The sequence below is a fragment of the Bacillus mesophilus genome (assembly GCF_011008845.1).
Taxonomy (GTDB): domain Bacteria; phylum Bacillota; class Bacilli; order Bacillales; family SA4; genus Bacillus_BS; species Bacillus_BS mesophilus.
In genome coordinates this window covers 51,667-66,037 of record NZ_JAAIWM010000002.1, presented here as the reverse complement: position 1 = coordinate 66,037, position 14,371 = coordinate 51,667, and the positions used below count along the sequence as shown (strand labels likewise).

At 37.4% G+C, this 14,371-nt stretch carries 18 protein-coding genes; 13 read left to right on the top strand and 5 right to left on the bottom strand.

The features are described 5' to 3' along the window. Positions 1 to 30: 30 nt before the first annotated feature. From G4D63_RS05555 to G4D63_RS05525, 7 genes are all read left to right on the top strand, one after another. Positions 31 to 201, top strand: a complete 171-nt coding sequence (locus G4D63_RS05555) for a YpmA family protein (RefSeq protein WP_163178590.1) — start codon at positions 31 to 33, stop codon at positions 199 to 201. Between the two features lie 11 nt (positions 202 to 212). Then, a complete protein-coding gene (locus G4D63_RS05550; protein ID WP_163178588.1) occupies positions 213 to 683 on the top strand; it encodes a PepSY domain-containing protein in 471 nt (156 codons plus the stop codon). A gap of 14 nt (positions 684 to 697) precedes the next feature. Then, positions 698 to 1,885 carry a pyridoxal phosphate-dependent aminotransferase gene (locus G4D63_RS05545; protein WP_163178586.1) on the top strand — a complete coding sequence of 396 codons (1,188 nt, stop codon included), beginning with the start codon at positions 698 to 700 and terminating at the stop codon, positions 1,883 to 1,885. Positions 1,886 to 2,356: 471 nt separating this feature from the next. Next, entirely contained in the window at positions 2,357 to 3,649 is a 1,293-nt protein-coding gene (gene asnS, locus G4D63_RS05540) for an asparagine--tRNA ligase (protein ID WP_163178584.1), read from the top strand. Between the two features lie 131 nt (positions 3,650 to 3,780). Continuing rightward, positions 3,781 to 4,470 carry a DnaD domain-containing protein gene (locus tag G4D63_RS05535; RefSeq protein WP_163178582.1) on the top strand — a complete coding sequence of 230 codons (690 nt, stop codon included), beginning with the start codon at positions 3,781 to 3,783 and terminating at the stop codon, positions 4,468 to 4,470. 13 nt (positions 4,471 to 4,483) lie between these two features. Next, on the top strand, positions 4,484 to 5,158 hold the full coding sequence (gene nth / locus G4D63_RS05530) for an endonuclease III (protein WP_163178580.1): 675 nt from the start codon (positions 4,484 to 4,486) through the stop codon (positions 5,156 to 5,158). Continuing rightward, positions 5,136 to 5,669: a YpoC family protein gene (locus tag G4D63_RS05525; RefSeq protein WP_163178578.1), complete on the top strand. Its 534-nt coding sequence runs from the start codon at positions 5,136 to 5,138 to the stop codon at positions 5,667 to 5,669. Before nth ends, G4D63_RS05525 begins: the two co-directional genes overlap by 23 nt. A gap of 75 nt (positions 5,670 to 5,744) precedes the next feature. Here the strand turns inward: G4D63_RS05525 and G4D63_RS05520 are convergent, their stop codons facing one another. Then, on the bottom strand, positions 5,745 to 8,270 hold the full coding sequence (locus G4D63_RS05520) for a transglycosylase domain-containing protein (protein WP_163178575.1): 2,526 nt from the start codon (positions 8,268 to 8,270) through the stop codon (positions 5,745 to 5,747). Positions 8,271 to 8,311: 41 nt separating this feature from the next. Then, a complete protein-coding gene (gene recU, locus G4D63_RS05515; protein WP_163178573.1) occupies positions 8,312 to 8,914 on the bottom strand; it encodes a Holliday junction resolvase RecU in 603 nt (200 codons plus the stop codon). Between the two features lie 182 nt (positions 8,915 to 9,096). On the opposite strand from recU, the gene G4D63_RS05510 reads away from it, so the two are divergent. From G4D63_RS05510 to G4D63_RS05500, 3 genes are all read left to right on the top strand, one after another. After that, positions 9,097 to 10,083, top strand: coding sequence for a DUF2515 family protein (locus G4D63_RS05510; protein WP_163178570.1), 987 nt, complete (start codon positions 9,097 to 9,099; stop codon positions 10,081 to 10,083). A gap of 351 nt (positions 10,084 to 10,434) precedes the next feature. Beyond that, complete coding sequence (locus G4D63_RS05505) at positions 10,435 to 10,665, top strand: hypothetical protein (protein WP_163178569.1); 231 nt, start codon at positions 10,435 to 10,437, stop codon at positions 10,663 to 10,665. Positions 10,666 to 10,734: 69 nt separating this feature from the next. Beyond that, positions 10,735 to 11,094, top strand: a complete 360-nt coding sequence (locus G4D63_RS05500; protein WP_163178567.1) for a YppE family protein — start codon at positions 10,735 to 10,737, stop codon at positions 11,092 to 11,094. A gap of 25 nt (positions 11,095 to 11,119) precedes the next feature. Here G4D63_RS05500 and G4D63_RS05495 read toward each other — a convergent pair whose 3' ends face one another. Next, entirely contained in the window at positions 11,120 to 11,314 is a 195-nt protein-coding gene (locus tag G4D63_RS05495) for a hypothetical protein (protein ID WP_163178565.1), read from the bottom strand. A gap of 75 nt (positions 11,315 to 11,389) precedes the next feature. After that, positions 11,390 to 11,593 carry a YppF family protein gene (gene yppF, locus G4D63_RS05490; RefSeq protein ID WP_163178563.1) on the bottom strand — a complete coding sequence of 68 codons (204 nt, stop codon included), beginning with the start codon at positions 11,591 to 11,593 and terminating at the stop codon, positions 11,390 to 11,392. A gap of 191 nt (positions 11,594 to 11,784) precedes the next feature. On the opposite strand from yppF, the gene G4D63_RS05485 reads away from it, so the two are divergent. Next, the gene (locus tag G4D63_RS05485; protein ID WP_163178560.1) at positions 11,785 to 12,234 is read left to right on the top strand and encodes a YppG family protein; all 450 of its coding nucleotides are present in this window, start codon (positions 11,785 to 11,787) and stop codon (positions 12,232 to 12,234) included. Between the two features lie 164 nt (positions 12,235 to 12,398). Beyond that, positions 12,399 to 13,658 carry an MFS transporter gene (locus G4D63_RS05480; protein WP_163178558.1) on the top strand — a complete coding sequence of 420 codons (1,260 nt, stop codon included), beginning with the start codon at positions 12,399 to 12,401 and terminating at the stop codon, positions 13,656 to 13,658. 252 nt (positions 13,659 to 13,910) lie between these two features. On the opposite strand, the gene G4D63_RS05475 is transcribed toward G4D63_RS05480, so the two are convergent. Next, complete coding sequence (locus tag G4D63_RS05475) at positions 13,911 to 14,063, bottom strand: hypothetical protein (protein WP_163178556.1); 153 nt, start codon at positions 14,061 to 14,063, stop codon at positions 13,911 to 13,913. Positions 14,064 to 14,165: 102 nt separating this feature from the next. Here G4D63_RS05475 and G4D63_RS05470 point away from each other — a divergent pair, with 102 nt between their 5' ends. Continuing rightward, the gene (locus tag G4D63_RS05470) at positions 14,166 to 14,354 is read left to right on the top strand and encodes a DUF4025 domain-containing protein (protein WP_163178554.1); all 189 of its coding nucleotides are present in this window, start codon (positions 14,166 to 14,168) and stop codon (positions 14,352 to 14,354) included. Positions 14,355 to 14,371 lie beyond the last annotated feature (17 nt).

Genomic DNA, 14,371 nt, shown 5'->3' with positions numbered 1-14,371 from the left:
TGCAAAATTTGTGATATCGGAGGAAATAAAATGGAAAGTAAGATTGAAATATTGACAACAGTCCGGATTAAGCATTCTCAAGATCTATATAAAATCGTTGATAGCCTAAATCGTACTTTAAAGAAACAAGATTTAATGTTTGGTTTAGCATTAGATGAAAAAGACCAGGATACCGCAGTGTTCACAATCTATAGAACATAAGAGGTATATAGATGAAGAAATGGATTGCCTTAATCATAGTCCTGCTTATTATTGTAGGTTGGACAAGTATAGATACATACCGCTCTGCCAATCAGTATCGAACTCAACAAGGCGAGGAAGCCATACAAATCGCCAAAGAGAAAGAACCTGACCTTGAAGTTAACAATATAAGTTTTTATAACGGAAATCAATCCTACGCCATATTATATGGAGAAGTAGATGGAGAGAGCCAAATCCACTGTGTTCCTACAAACGGTAAAGGTGAAATCATTGTTGTAGACCCTACTAAAGGAATAAGTGCTGATGAGGCCGTTCAATTGCTCACCGAGGAAAGAAATCCGTTATCTATAAAATCAGTGAATTTAGGGATTGAACAAGATGTTCCCATTTGGGAAATTATATATTTAGATCAAAAAAATCGCTACTCTTATTACTATGTAACCTTTAAGGATGGCGAATTTATTAAAAGATACACACTTTAGGGGGAAGAACGTAGATGGAATTAGCAAACAGAGTTGCTGCACTAACACCGTCCTCAACACTAGCTATTACGGCAAAAGCTCAAGAGTTAAAAGCTCAAGGACATGACGTAATTGGTTTAGGTGCAGGTGAACCAGATTTTAATACACCTGAACATATTCTTCAGGCTGCTGCTAAAGCAATGAATGAAGGTCACACAAAGTATACACCAACTGGTGGATTGCCAGCATTAAAACAAGAAATTATCAATAAACTTCAACGGGACCAAGGCTTAGCCTACCAAGCATCTGAGATTATTGTATGTTCTGGAGCTAAGCATGCTCTTTACACCTTGTTCCAAGTAATCCTTAATCCCGGTGACGAGGTAATCATCCCAACTCCTTATTGGGTAAGTTATCCTGAACAGGTAAAGCTTGCAGAAGGTACGCCGGTTTATATTGAAGGATTAGAATCAAATTCTTATAAAATTACACCAGAACAAATAAAAGAAGCGGCTACAAAGCGAACAAAGGCAATCGTGATTAATTCTCCGAGCAATCCTACTGGGATGATCTATAGTGCAGATGAGCTTGAGAAGATTGGTGAGGTATGTTTAGAGCATGATATCTTAATCATCTCGGATGAAATATATGAAAAACTGACTTATGGTGAAAGCAGCCATATTTCAATCGCTCAACTTTCACCTGAATTACGAGCACAAACCATTATTATTAATGGAGTATCAAAATCTCATTCTATGACGGGTTGGAGAATCGGTTATGCTTTAGGAAACAAAGCAATTATTACAGCGATGACAAACCTAGCTAGTCATAGTACTTCAAATCCAACTTCCATCGCTCAATATGCATCCATCGCAGCATATCAAGGCTCGCAGGATACACTAGAAACGATGAGAAAGGCATTTGAAGAGCGACTGACAATTATCTATGATAAGCTCATTCAAATTCCAGGCTTTACTTGTATTAAACCACAAGGTGCTTTTTACTTGTTTCCGAACGTATCAAAGGCAGTAGAAATGAGTGGATATGCATCGGTTGATGATTGGGTAACAGGATTATTAGAAGAGAAAAAAGTAGCGGTTGTGCCTGGGTCAGGCTTTGGAGCAGACGAGAATATTCGCCTATCCTATGCGACTTCTCTAGAACAACTTGAAAAGGCAGTAGAACGTATGCATAGCTTTATGACTGAGAAGATTAAGGGCTAATTGGGTTCTTTTTCTAAAGATAAGAAAGCATAAGTTTTTCGATTGGAGTCTATGTCTAGCTCCAGCGCCCAGCTAAGATGAAATTGCGATGATCTTTGCAATTTCATCCTACCTCGAGGGAAAAAGGAAGTACACTTTTTCCTAGGTCAGATACAGTGAAACTTCCATCAGTGATTTTCTGATGGTTAGTTGAACCAATCGGGGTCTTACTGGCGCTTTAATTGCAACTAATTTTTTATATTCCTTTAGTTAGCGCCAGTTAGACCGGGATAACCCTTCGAGAATAAAAGGGAAAAGCCACCCTTTTATTCTCGAAGGAACATTTGCTTGTCGGGGCTAAACAGGGCGCTTGCGCTTTTCTTATTGGTATTCCAAAGAAAGTATCGATGCAGTTGTGAATAGCGTTGCTGTTATACTATAATGAACTATAATACATAATTTAATGGTCACAGCTTTAGGAGGAAATTTTAAGTGAAAACAACAATAGCTGAAGTAGGAAAATATGTAGGACAAGTTGTAACAATCGGAGCATGGCTTTCTAATAAGCGCTCTAGCGGGAAAATCGCTTTCTTACAGCTTAGAGACGGTACTGGCTTTATGCAAGGTGTCGTAGTTATAAGCGAAGTGGATGAAAAGGTATTTGAAGCAGCGAAGTCAATTACACAGGAAAGTTCAATTTATGTAACAGGTGAAATTCGTGTAGACGAGCGTTCTCCTTTTGGATATGAGTTAGGTGTTCAAAACATTGAAGTCATTCAAGAGGCAGTTGATTATCCAATCACTCCTAAGGAACATGGCGTTGAGTTTTTAATGGATCACCGTCATTTATGGATTCGCTCTAAAAAACAACACTCTATCATGAAAATTAGGAATGAAGTGATCCGTGCAACATATGAGTTCTTTAATGAAAATGGGTTTGTTAAGGTAGATCCGCCAATCCTAACGGGAAGTGCTCCTGAGGGTACGACAGAATTATTCCAAACAAAGTATTTCGATGAGGATGCATTCCTCTCACAAAGTGGACAACTCTATATGGAAGCTGCAGCGATGGCGTTAGGAAAGGTATTTTCATTCGGCCCTACGTTTCGAGCGGAAAAGTCTAAAACAAGACGACATCTGATTGAGTTTTGGATGATTGAGCCTGAGATGGCATTCTATGAATTTGAAGACAGCTTAAAAGTGCAGGAAGAGTATGTATCGTTTATTGTTCAATCCGTTCTAAAGAACTGTAAGCTAGAGCTAGGTGTGCTTGAAAGAGATGTAACAAAACTAGAAAAGATCACAGCTCCTTTCCCAAGAATTTCTTATGATGAAGCGATTGAGTTCTTAAAGAATAAAGGATTTACCGACATTGAGTGGGGCGATGATTTTGGAGCTCCTCATGAAACAGCAATAGCAGAGAGCTATGAGAAGCCTGTATTTATCACACATTATCCTACCTCTCTAAAGCCGTTTTATATGCAGCCTCATCCAACAAGAGAAGATGTTGTTCTGTGTGCTGATATGATTGCACCAGAAGGCTACGGAGAGATCATTGGTGGCTCTGAGCGTGTTCATGATCACGACCTATTAAAACAAAGACTAGAAGAGCATGGCCTGCTTGATGGGGCTTATAAATGGTACCTACAACTTCGACAATATGGTTCTGTACCACACTCCGGTTTCGGACTTGGATTAGAAAGAACTGTTGCCTGGATTAGTGGAGCTGACCATGTCCGTGAAACGATCCCATTCCCAAGACTATTAAACCGTTTATATCCTTAATTTGTTGGAGCTCCGATTGGGGCTCTTTATTTTGTTAAGCGAAGTAGAGGATAGCCAAGTTTTTCTATCATGTAAGATGAGCCTTTCATGATATACTTACTACTGATGGTTTGATTAGATGGGGTGGTTATTTGAAGAAGGAAAAAATGATTGAATGGTTTGAGCAGGGGAGTATAGCGATTCCAAAGCTTTTACTAAATAACTATTCAAAATTAGGGTTAAATGAAAGTGAATTTATTTTAATTATCCATGTTCATTCATATATAGAAAGTGGCAATACATTTCCTACTCCACATGAAATAGCTAGTAAAATGACATTACCTGTTAATCAATGTGCAGATTTATTTCGCAAGCTTCTGCAAAAGGGATTTATGAAAATTGAGGATCATGAGAGTGACGGTGTTAGAGGGGAAAGATACTCACTACAACCCCTATGGGAAAAAATACTGATGTTATTTCTACAGGAAACAAAAGATGAGGATAAAGAGACTAGACGAAGCTTAGAATCGAAGCTATATAGTATTTTTGAGAGTGAGTTTGGTCGCCCACTATCTCCAATTGAAATTGAAACATTGTCAATATGGTTAGATCAAGAGAATCATGATCCAGTTTTGATAAAAGCAGCTCTAAGGGAATCAGTTTTATCAGGAAAAATGAACTTTCGTTACATCGATCGAATTCTATTTGAATGGAAGCGAAACGGAGTTACTTCTGTTGAAAAGGCCCAAGAATTTGGACAAAAGGTGAGACAGCATCAACCGTCTAAATTACGACAAACTCAAGTGAAGAGTGGGACTTTTAACTGGTTGGATCAAGAATAAAGGATGAGGAATTATGCTAAATAAACAGCAGATACGCTATTGTCTAGATACAATGGGTGAAATGTTTCCAGATGCACATTGTGAGCTACACCATTCTAATCCTTTTGAATTGGTTATTGCAGTTAGTTTGTCAGCACAATGTACGGATGCATTGGTAAACAAGGTTACTAAGAACCTATTTCAAAAATATAAAACACCTGAAGATTATTTAGCTGTAACCGAAGAAGAACTACAGAACGATATTCGATCGATTGGACTTTTTAGGAATAAGGCAAAAAATATCAGGAAGTTATCTCAATTACTTTTGGACGAGTATGGTGGAGAAGTACCAAAGGATCGAGATGAATTGACTAAGCTACCAGGTGTTGGAAGAAAAACAGCAAATGTCGTGGTATCGGTTGCTTACGACATTCCTGCCATTGCAGTTGATACCCACGTTGAACGGGTTAGCAAACGTTTGGCGTTTTGCCGCTGGAAGGATTCTGTACTAGAAGTGGAAAAGCAGTTAATGAAGAAGGTTCCAGAGGATGAATGGTCCGTTACGCATCATCGGTTGATATTTTTTGGAAGGTATCATTGCAAGGCACAAAATCCTCAATGTGGGGAGTGTCCGTTACTTGAGGTTTGCAGAGAAGGACAGAAACGAATGAAGGGTGGTAGAAAGAGTGGGGAAGCAGCTAAACGTTAATATTCCAACTCCCTTTCTTCATCCTCTTTTTTTTAAGGAAAGTGGTCAGGAATTCGAACTTCACGATGAATCTTTAGAAACACTAGTGGATTTGCCATTTATTTATGACATCGCTCATTGCCTAAGTATAGAAACCAATAAACCATGGGAAGAGCGTGAACAAACAGTTGCCTACTTACTCTCTCGTTGGTTTGAGTCAAAGAACTTATTGAGAGAATTATTTGGAAATCGCAGACGTAATGAAGCAAAACCTATCATGTCGACTAATATTGCAGCGTTTATCATGGCTCTTAATTGGACAAATAAAAAACCTGTCACGACATTAACAAACTGGAAGGATGCTCTTGGAACTCTAGAAATTAAACCAGTTAATTGTCTTGAAAGACTAGAGTATATCATAAATTCACCAGATCATTATCACTCATATTTGCAATTAGTTGAACTTTTTGAAGAGCTGAATAAGCAATATCAACTTTCCATTATGAAAGAAAAAAGCAGCCTGAGAACATAGTCTCGGGCTGCTTTTTATTTTACTGTTTCACTAAAAATGCTAGATCTTTGTTTTCCTTGAACTAGACTAGGTTATCTAGTTATTACCGTTATTTCCTGACCCGCCGTTCCCGTTACCACCTGAACCATCATTTCCATTACCATCACCAGTTTCGCCCTCATTTTCTTCAGACTCTTCTGGATCTGGTTCTACTTCCTCATCATCTTCACCTGGTATTAAATCAAGTTCATCTTCAAGACTTAAGGCAGGAATCTGAATTTCAATATCAGCAGGATCGCTTCTATTCTCAGGGTCTGCTTCTCTGTATGCGATGACTCTGAAGCGATAAATGGCTTCTGGTATTGGATTTTGAACAATCAGTCCTAGTTCACCCACAGTTTCTAGAAGTTCGAATGGACCTTCATCAACTGAGTATTGTACATCAAAGAGAATACCTTCTCTTTGATCGTCAGGGTATTTCCATCTTAAGGTAACTTGGTTCGTTTCTTCATCATAAGCAGCGATTAGTTCACTTGGGACATCTAGCTTCCTATACTTTTCAGATACCTCTTTAGGCTCGGTACCTTTTATGAAATATTCTTTCACAATCAGGTCATCTGGAGTAAATTCACTAGGTAACTTTGGAGGATTCGAGCCTTTTTCAACAGCGACTTGAACAACGCTATTAGGCTTTACAAATTCTCCAGTCTCCTTACCTTCTGAGACCTTCTGAATAATCTCTTTAAATAGTTGCTTGGCAATTGCCTTTTCGTCAGGACTTAAAATATATCCTTTTTCAGGAGTATCATATCCAGTCCAAATGGCGGCTGTATATAAAGGGGTGTAGCCAGCAAACCAAATATCGTTTACTCCACCATTCTTTATGTTGTATTTCTTTTTAACATCTGCAGGGAAGTTTGTCGTTCCTGTCTTACCAACAACAGGAAGTCCTGATATATTTGCAGATCTACCAGTTCCGGATGTAACAACAGATCTCATTATATCCGTTACCATAAACGCTGTTGACTCCTTCATAGCAGTAACAGGCTTAGGCTTTAAGACAACCTCAGAACCATCCATAAATACAACTTTAGTAACGGCATGTGGTTTATTATAAATTCCTTGATTTCCAAATGCGCTAAACGCTCCTGCCAACTCTAATGGAGATACTCCATTAAAACCTCCAATAGAATGGGATTCAAATACATCACCAACCCGAATTCCAAGAGTAGAGGCGAACTCGCCAGCTCGTTCACTACCAACCTCCTGGAATGTCTTTAAAGCAGGTATATTTCTTGAATCTGCTAATGCTTGTCGGATTGACATTTGGCCTTTAAATTTATTATCGTGATTTTTTATAGGCTGTCCTTCTGAGTAGGTGTATGGCTCATCAACAATTTGATGATATGTTGACCACTGTAAATGCTCAATCGCCGGCCCATAGTCGATGACAGGCTTAATTGTAGATCCAGGTTGACGATTGATTGCAGTAGCGTAATTAAAGCCTCTAGCTACCGTAGAATTCCTTCCTCCGCCAATGGCTTGAATTTCACCTGTTTGCGTATTAATTAAAGCTACACCAGCCTGAAATTCCTCATTTGGATACTCAATAATGTCATTCGTGTTCAAAGCCTGCTCAACATATGTCTGTGCAGCCGGGTCAAGTGTAGTGTGAATTTCTAATCCAGCTGTTGATACATCGATATCGCCAAGCTCGATAACTTCCTTCAATACTTGATCGATAAAAGCATCATATGGCTGAGGGTCTTTTTGAGTTTGAACCAATGTGCTTGCAACAGGAACTGCCTTTGCAGCTTCAGCTTCAGCTTCAGTTATAAATCCATGCTTAGCCATTAATGTAATAACAATGTTACGTCGCTTTTCCGCATCTTCTGGATGATCAAAGGGATTATACCTATTTGGACTTTGTGGCATCCCAGCAATCATTGCAGCCTCATGAATTTCTAGTTCATTTAATTTCTTCCCATAATATGCCTCAGCAGCTGATGCAACACCATATACCTGACCATAAGAAGGGATACTTGATAGATAAATCTTATTTGCATACATTTCAAAAATTTGTTCTTTTGTATATTTCTGCTCTAGCTGAATTGCCAACCATTGTTCTTGAACTTTTCGTTCAACGGTTTTGTCAGGTGTTAGGAACGAAAGCTTTACTACCTGTTGAGTAAGCGTACTAGCACCTTCTGCCCCGAAGCCTTCTTGAAAATTAGCAATGACCGCTCCAACTAAACGTCGTAAGTCAACACCATAATGATCGTAGAAGCGTATATCCTCAACAGCAAGAATTGCATTTTCCATAAGCTTTGGAATTTCTTGATACTGAACATGTGTCCTCTTTTCTACTCCAATTTCAGCAAACTTATTTCCATCCTTATCAAGTAACTTTGAAGACACAGGATCTTTTAATAATGCTTCGTCGATTGGAGGTGCATCCTTAACTAATGCAAAAAAGGTGATCCCACCCACAAGCATTCCAATAATACCTAAAATAAGAAAAGCAATGATAACTTTTTTAAATAATGATTTTGTAGAGCCAGCTTTTTTCTTTGTTTTCTTTTTTGCTTGCTTTAGCTCTGCTCTTGATTTGTTTTCTGCCATAATAATAATTCCTGCCTTTCAGCTAGTGCTTTAAAAAATCACTAAAAATAGAGCTGCTCAATCACGGAGATATAATGAATGCGTGGTTGGTAGCCAATAGGGATTTTATAAGCAACGGCCTCTATCTCAGCTTTGGTCATAGATTTTCTACCGCCATTCATTTGGCGGGACCAAAACTGAAGTAAATGAGTAGCTTCCAATAAAAATATTTCTTCCGTTGCGGCGAAGCGTAAAATCACAAAGCAGATTCCACCTTGCTCTAACACACTTCTCATGTGATCAATTTGATGCTGATGAAAATTTTGAAGTGGAAAGGAAGTACTGTTCTTAGTTTCCTTTGCTTCAAAGTCAATATACCTTCCCTTGAAAATTCCATTATAGTCAGTTGTCGATGCCTGTTTAAAATAGGCTTCTTTAATAACAGCAGCACTTCTACTTGGATAATCAACATTGACAATTTGAACAGGTGTAGGTTTCTTATGAATGACTGCAATTTGCCTTTCTAGATAATAAGTATTCGTTTCATTTAGATCTTCTTCGAGGGTCATTCCACGATTACTAAACGAAAATTTCTTTTCAGGCTGTTTTTTATTCTGTCCCTTACTAGCTTGATAAGCTTTTCCGTTAGGGTATCGAATAGACATGATAATCTCCTCCAAGCGTGAGGTAACCAATTAATAGACGAATTCACAAACAAAGAAGTTACATGAATTTTTCTAAACTCCTCATCCAAGCCTACTTAGTATCATACCAAAAAATGAATATAAAAGGTTGTGAAAATAAATCAACATTTGTTGGCAAAGTATAAGGAGAGAGGTGATACACCGTGAAAAATGTTTTGGAGCTTTCAGAGGAAGAAAGGAACATAGTAAGTCATGTAAAGGCATATGTCACATTACAAAATAAAGACAATATAACCCGGACGAATACCTATGGTAGGTTTTATGAGAAGAACAATGAAATAAAATGGGCCCTGCTAGCTAGTATGGTTTCGAGAAATGCAGGTTGGAATATGTGTGATTTAAAGGGTGAATGGTTCCCGAAGGTGTTGTCTAGGGAACTTAGGCAACGATTATTTCTAACCTATGAGAGAGCAAATTGGCTAATATTTTTAGATGCTTTTCCACAGCTATATCTATATCAGTTATCTAAAGAATTCAAAAGGGATCTCACATATTTATTACCCTTCTTTCATGTTTCTCCTTTCATGAGTGAGATCTGGAAGAAGTTTATGAGAGAGGGAAATCAAGACGAATTGTTAGTGTCGTTGATTATAAACGAACAAAATCTAATCCAAAGACCTGTCATTGAACATCCAATTTATCGTAAAAAAGTCTTCCATACTTGGCTTTTCCTGTTACAAGATTGGCTCCACTTCAGTGTCGTGTTGTTTCCTACTAAAACGGGTGATTTATATGGTAGCTCTGTATCTGATTTTCGTAAAGTTCAATCGAGAATACAGCTAGGAAAAAGATTAGCATCTATATTATTTCATCCTGATTATTATAATGGCATCTACAACTTTTCAAAAACAGTTTCTCACACAGGTTCCAGACATGATTACGAACAATACGTATATAAAGATAAGATAAAGGATACACCTGAATTACGATCTGTTTTCCCTGTTGTATACCATCACCGCCATGATTATAAAGGATGGAATGCATCGGGGAGACATTTATGTAAATGGATGGAACCATATGACGAGCCCTTAAAAAAAGTCAAAATCAATACATGGTATAAGGAGAAACAAAGACAGCTTCATACTGGTATATGTGTGGATAAGCTTATTACTGATTTTCTCACAATATAAAAGCAAGGAGAATACCTCCTTGCTTTTTATCAACCCGTATTAAACAGAAGGGCGGTTTGGTCCTTCTATTTTTTTGTTGCCATAGCCAGTTTTTGTTTCCTCAATATTCTTGTTTGTAGGGTTTGCTTTATTTTCTTTTTTTCCTGCCATAAGTACAACACCTCCTCTACATTCGTTAGTTTAAGCCACGCGACAATTTTCATTCTATCTTTTAAAGGTGTTGTCGATATTGTGCGATTGAGGTCTAAAGTCACTTTCTTTGCCGAATGGACACTAGTTTTGTCACTTGTGGAGGTTGTTCTAAAGATGCATGGAATATAGTTAATAAAAGATTTTATGGAGGGATTCAGTTTGGAAAAAATGGTGTCTTTGAATGTAATTGAGAATGCCTTTGACGAAGTGTTGACTAACATTAATGTAATGGAAGAGACAGTGGAGACCCATACAGAAATTGAACTAAATCAAATGAAGCTTGCTCAGTTAGAGAAAATTCTCTTTGTTCATTCCCAACTTGTTAAGGTGGAAGAAAAATCATCCAAAAAAGAAAGGTTTATGCCCCTTAAAATTGCATTTAGTAGGTAACAGTTGATTCTTTCACTATGATAACGGTATGATGATAAAATAAAATACGGTTAGTAATAGGTGAAATGCATGAAATATAAGGAATTAGCAAGATCTACAGAATTATTACAACAATATAACCAGGAGCTTGGGTCCATTTACGATCGTGTTAAACAAAAAGGGGAACCTGAAGACTTTTTTACAATTGTTAAGCCATTTGCTGACAAGGTAAAAGATGAAATAGAACTATGGGAACCACTGGTTTTAAAATGGATTAATCAAGAAAAGCCCAAGTACTTTTATAAACAACAAGTTGAAAACCTAAAAGAAAACATCACCACTGTTTCTGTTCAAGCCTTTTTTCCAAAAACAGGCGCTAAAAGGTTTAAAGAACTTGTTCGTTCTAACCAATATAATCTAGATTCCATTTTAAAGCGTATTAACATGTAAAAAGAGCCCAGTGGGCTCTTTTTTTTTACGAATAAGGATTTTCTTCTAGGTCACTGTCCTTTGTAACTTGTACAGATACAGCAGGCTGATCCGCCGTAGCAACAGGTTCTATGACATATTCAACATGCTCTGTATTCTTAGATTGTACCTGCTCACCAGATTCAGGCAATTCTCTGTCATGTCCTTTTGTTTTATGCTTAAATGATTTGCCTCTTCCCATAGCGATTTCACTCCTTCATTGAAGATACATTCTTAATGTGCTTAATTAAGAGTGAAATCACTAAGGTAACTTTTGTCATGTTGTAGGAGAAGTAAGTTTTTGAGTGTCTTCATCTGGATTTAAATTTTGTTCCAATTCCTTCACAATATCACGGTACACCGCTATGGTGAGATCTCCTTTAACGTAGGATAGCTTCGCAAATTGCAGAAGTTCTATCAGATCTAAAGGTTCCTTTTTATTAACTAACAAAAAACGATTACGTAAATCCTCCGTATTCATTCAAACACCCCCATCATTGTTGACTTTATCGTATCATGTAAGTCCCTTATTCTCTTTTATTTAAATATTTAGTCTTCCGACATATATTTACATTTATTGACCGCTTCTAATCCATAAAATTTATTCACACTTTACAATCCTCCCAACATAAACTACTACTAGCAAGACATTAACCTAAGGAGGAATCCCTAATGTTTGGAATGAAACAAAAGAGGAGAATGGTCAGAAACCCATTTATGCATAATCAATCCTATTATCCTTATCAAGGCTTCCAACAGAACCATGGCTTCCAACCAAATCAATATTCAAATCCACAACAAATGTATAATCAATCAACGAATGCTCAGCCAAATATTAATCCAAATACAAATTTCAATAACATGAATCAATATCCTAATTATATGAACATGAATCAACAAGGCTCTATTCCATTTCAAATGCCATATCCTAATCAAGGGACTTCTAATCAAACTCCAAAGCAAACTAGTGGGTTTGGATCTATTTTGAATCAATTCAAGACAAAAGAAGGCGGGTATGACGTTAATAAGATGATGGACACCGCGGGACAAATGGTAAACACTGTTAATCAATTAAACGGAGTATTTAAACAAGTAGGTACCTTCTTTAAACCAAAGGCTTAAACTGAGTAGTCAAAACGGACTACTCATTTTCTGTTAATAGGACTTTATTAAGAAACCCAATTTATTATTAAAATTTATCTTGCAAGTTTGTTCCGACAGGAGTAAACTCCTTTTAGAAACTATTTCGAGACACGAAAATTTTTTAAAAGGAAGAGGAACTTTCGATGAAGTATTCAATGGACATCATCAAAAGGAATGAACGGCTCAGTATATGGAATGGTGCTGCATCTATAATCTCTCAAAGCTTTATGATGGGGTTTATTCCTTTATTTGCCATTCAAGTCCTTGGTGCTTCCAATTTTCAAGTGGGTCTAATAAGCTCAATGCCTTCATTTATGACCATGCTTGCCATGATCCCAGGTGCAATCTGGATTAATCGATTGGAATTGAAAAAGGCATTTACCGGTTATAGTATTTTTGCGGCTAGATTCGGGTTGTTTTTAATTAGCTTGATACCGTTTATCCCATATACAAATCAAGCCTGGATATTAGTCGTCTTTATCGGCCTGTTAAACTTCCCTAATGCACTAGCGACATTGTCTTGGCAATCTTTTATTGGAGACCTAATTCCCGATGAAAGAAGAGGCAAGTTCTTTAGTGAAAGAAGTCAAATCCTTACCATTGTTGGGATGATTACCACATTTATAACAGGGGCTTTACTAAATATTTTTGATAAAACTGATCCAAGTCCTTATCAGTGGATTTTCTTAATTGGTTTTCTTTTCGGTATTGTCGAAGTATATTATCTACTTCGTCATATTGAGGTGAAAAAAGTTGAGAAAAAACAAAGTGGGATTAGCTGGAAGATGGTTTCAGGGATATTCAAACATAAACCATACTTATCTTTTCTGATTTGTGCGATTATCTTTAATTTCGGATGGCAAATGGCTTGGCCACTATTCAACATATATCAAATCAATGATGCACATGCTACTGCGTTTTGGATTAGCGTATTCACAGTGGCTAATCAAATATCCCAGATTTTAAGTTATAAATGGTGGGGGAGATTCTCGGACCGATATGGTAACACAATGATGCTCTTTGTTGCATCAGTAGGGATAGGAACTGCGCCTTTTCTAACCATTCTATCCACTAATCTTTACTACCTAACCTTAGTAAATCTTTGGACAGGTGCGTTCGTAGCGGGAACTGTGATGCTTCTATTTAACCAACTATTAAGAGTTTCACCTGAAGAGAATCGAACAACCTTTTTAGCAAATTATAATTTTCTAATTGCTTTAATGGGATGTATTGCTCCACAGGTTGGTGTTTGGTTACTAGAACTTTACGGCATCCAATCTGCAATGACGTTCTCATCCGTTATTAGATGGCTAGGGGCATTCTCTTTCTTAATTGTTGTATACATTGAGTTTAATTCTAAAAGAAAACAAAAAGCCCTCAAAAAACCTTCTGTATCAGTTTAATTTAACTTGCAAAAAGTCCTTCATTAAAACATGAAGGACTTTTTAAATTGGCTGTATTAACTTTGTTGTTGATTTTCGTTACAGGACACTCGCTTTCCGCGGGCGAGTCCGTGAGCCTCCTCGGCGAAAAGCGCGCCTGTGGGGTCTCCCGTGACCCGCTCTCCCGCAGGAGTCTCGCGTCCTTCCACTTCAATCAACAGTGCAAAATGTCCACACTATTCTTTAACACAGCCAATTTAATAGTAATTTTTTTTATTTATTATTTTTTTCTCTTTCTAAATATCTTTTACCGAGCAGAGCAAATACTTCATTATAAGAAAGGCCTGAATTGGCATTTTGTCTTTTAACTTCTTCCAGATCTGTATCACTGTACTGTTTTGTTGAAAGTGTAGGCTGTTGTTTCAATCTTACCACCTCCTGAAATTAGGATACCCACGTAAGATCTTGAATATTTTTAGCTTAGCTATCAAAGGATAATCTAAGAGTAAAAGTAAAGGTGGAGATAATGTGGAAAAGAATGATAAAGTAGCAGGTAAACAATATGATCCTTCGTTTTACAAAAATGCGAATGATGTAGAGGCTGGGTTAGCAACTACACATGAGCAGGCAAGTGACAGCTATATGGAAGGGACAATTGATGGGAACATCGACGATTTAAGCGATGAGTCAACGGCTATTCCCCGCACTCAAGAATAACGCCAGGAAACCCTGGC

Excerpts from the sequence above, each read along its gene's own strand:
- G4D63_RS05555 (WP_163178590.1), top strand. The coding sequence starts at position 31 with ATGGAAAGTAAGATTGAAATATTGACAACAGTCCGGATTAAGCATTCT.
- G4D63_RS05550 (WP_163178588.1), top strand. The coding sequence starts at position 213 with ATGAAGAAATGGATTGCCTTAATCATAGTCCTGCTTATTATTGTAGGT.
- G4D63_RS05545 (WP_163178586.1), top strand. The coding sequence starts at position 698 with ATGGAATTAGCAAACAGAGTTGCTGCACTAACACCGTCCTCAACACTA.
- nth (WP_163178580.1), top strand. The coding sequence starts at position 4,484 with ATGCTAAATAAACAGCAGATACGCTATTGTCTAGATACAATGGGTGAA.
- G4D63_RS05520 (WP_163178575.1), bottom strand. The coding sequence starts at position 8,270 with ATGGCAGAAAACAAATCAAGAGCAGAGCTAAAGCAAGCAAAAAAGAAA.
- recU (WP_163178573.1), bottom strand. The coding sequence starts at position 8,914 with ATGTCTATTCGATACCCTAACGGAAAAGCTTATCAAGCTAGTAAGGGA.
- G4D63_RS05500 (WP_163178567.1), top strand. The coding sequence starts at position 10,735 with ATGAAATATAAGGAATTAGCAAGATCTACAGAATTATTACAACAATAT.
- G4D63_RS05495 (WP_163178565.1), bottom strand. The coding sequence starts at position 11,314 with ATGGGAAGAGGCAAATCATTTAAGCATAAAACAAAAGGACATGACAGA.
- yppF (WP_163178563.1), bottom strand. The coding sequence starts at position 11,593 with ATGAATACGGAGGATTTACGTAATCGTTTTTTGTTAGTTAATAAAAAG.
- G4D63_RS05485 (WP_163178560.1), top strand. The coding sequence starts at position 11,785 with ATGTTTGGAATGAAACAAAAGAGGAGAATGGTCAGAAACCCATTTATG.
- G4D63_RS05480 (WP_163178558.1), top strand. The coding sequence starts at position 12,399 with ATGAAGTATTCAATGGACATCATCAAAAGGAATGAACGGCTCAGTATA.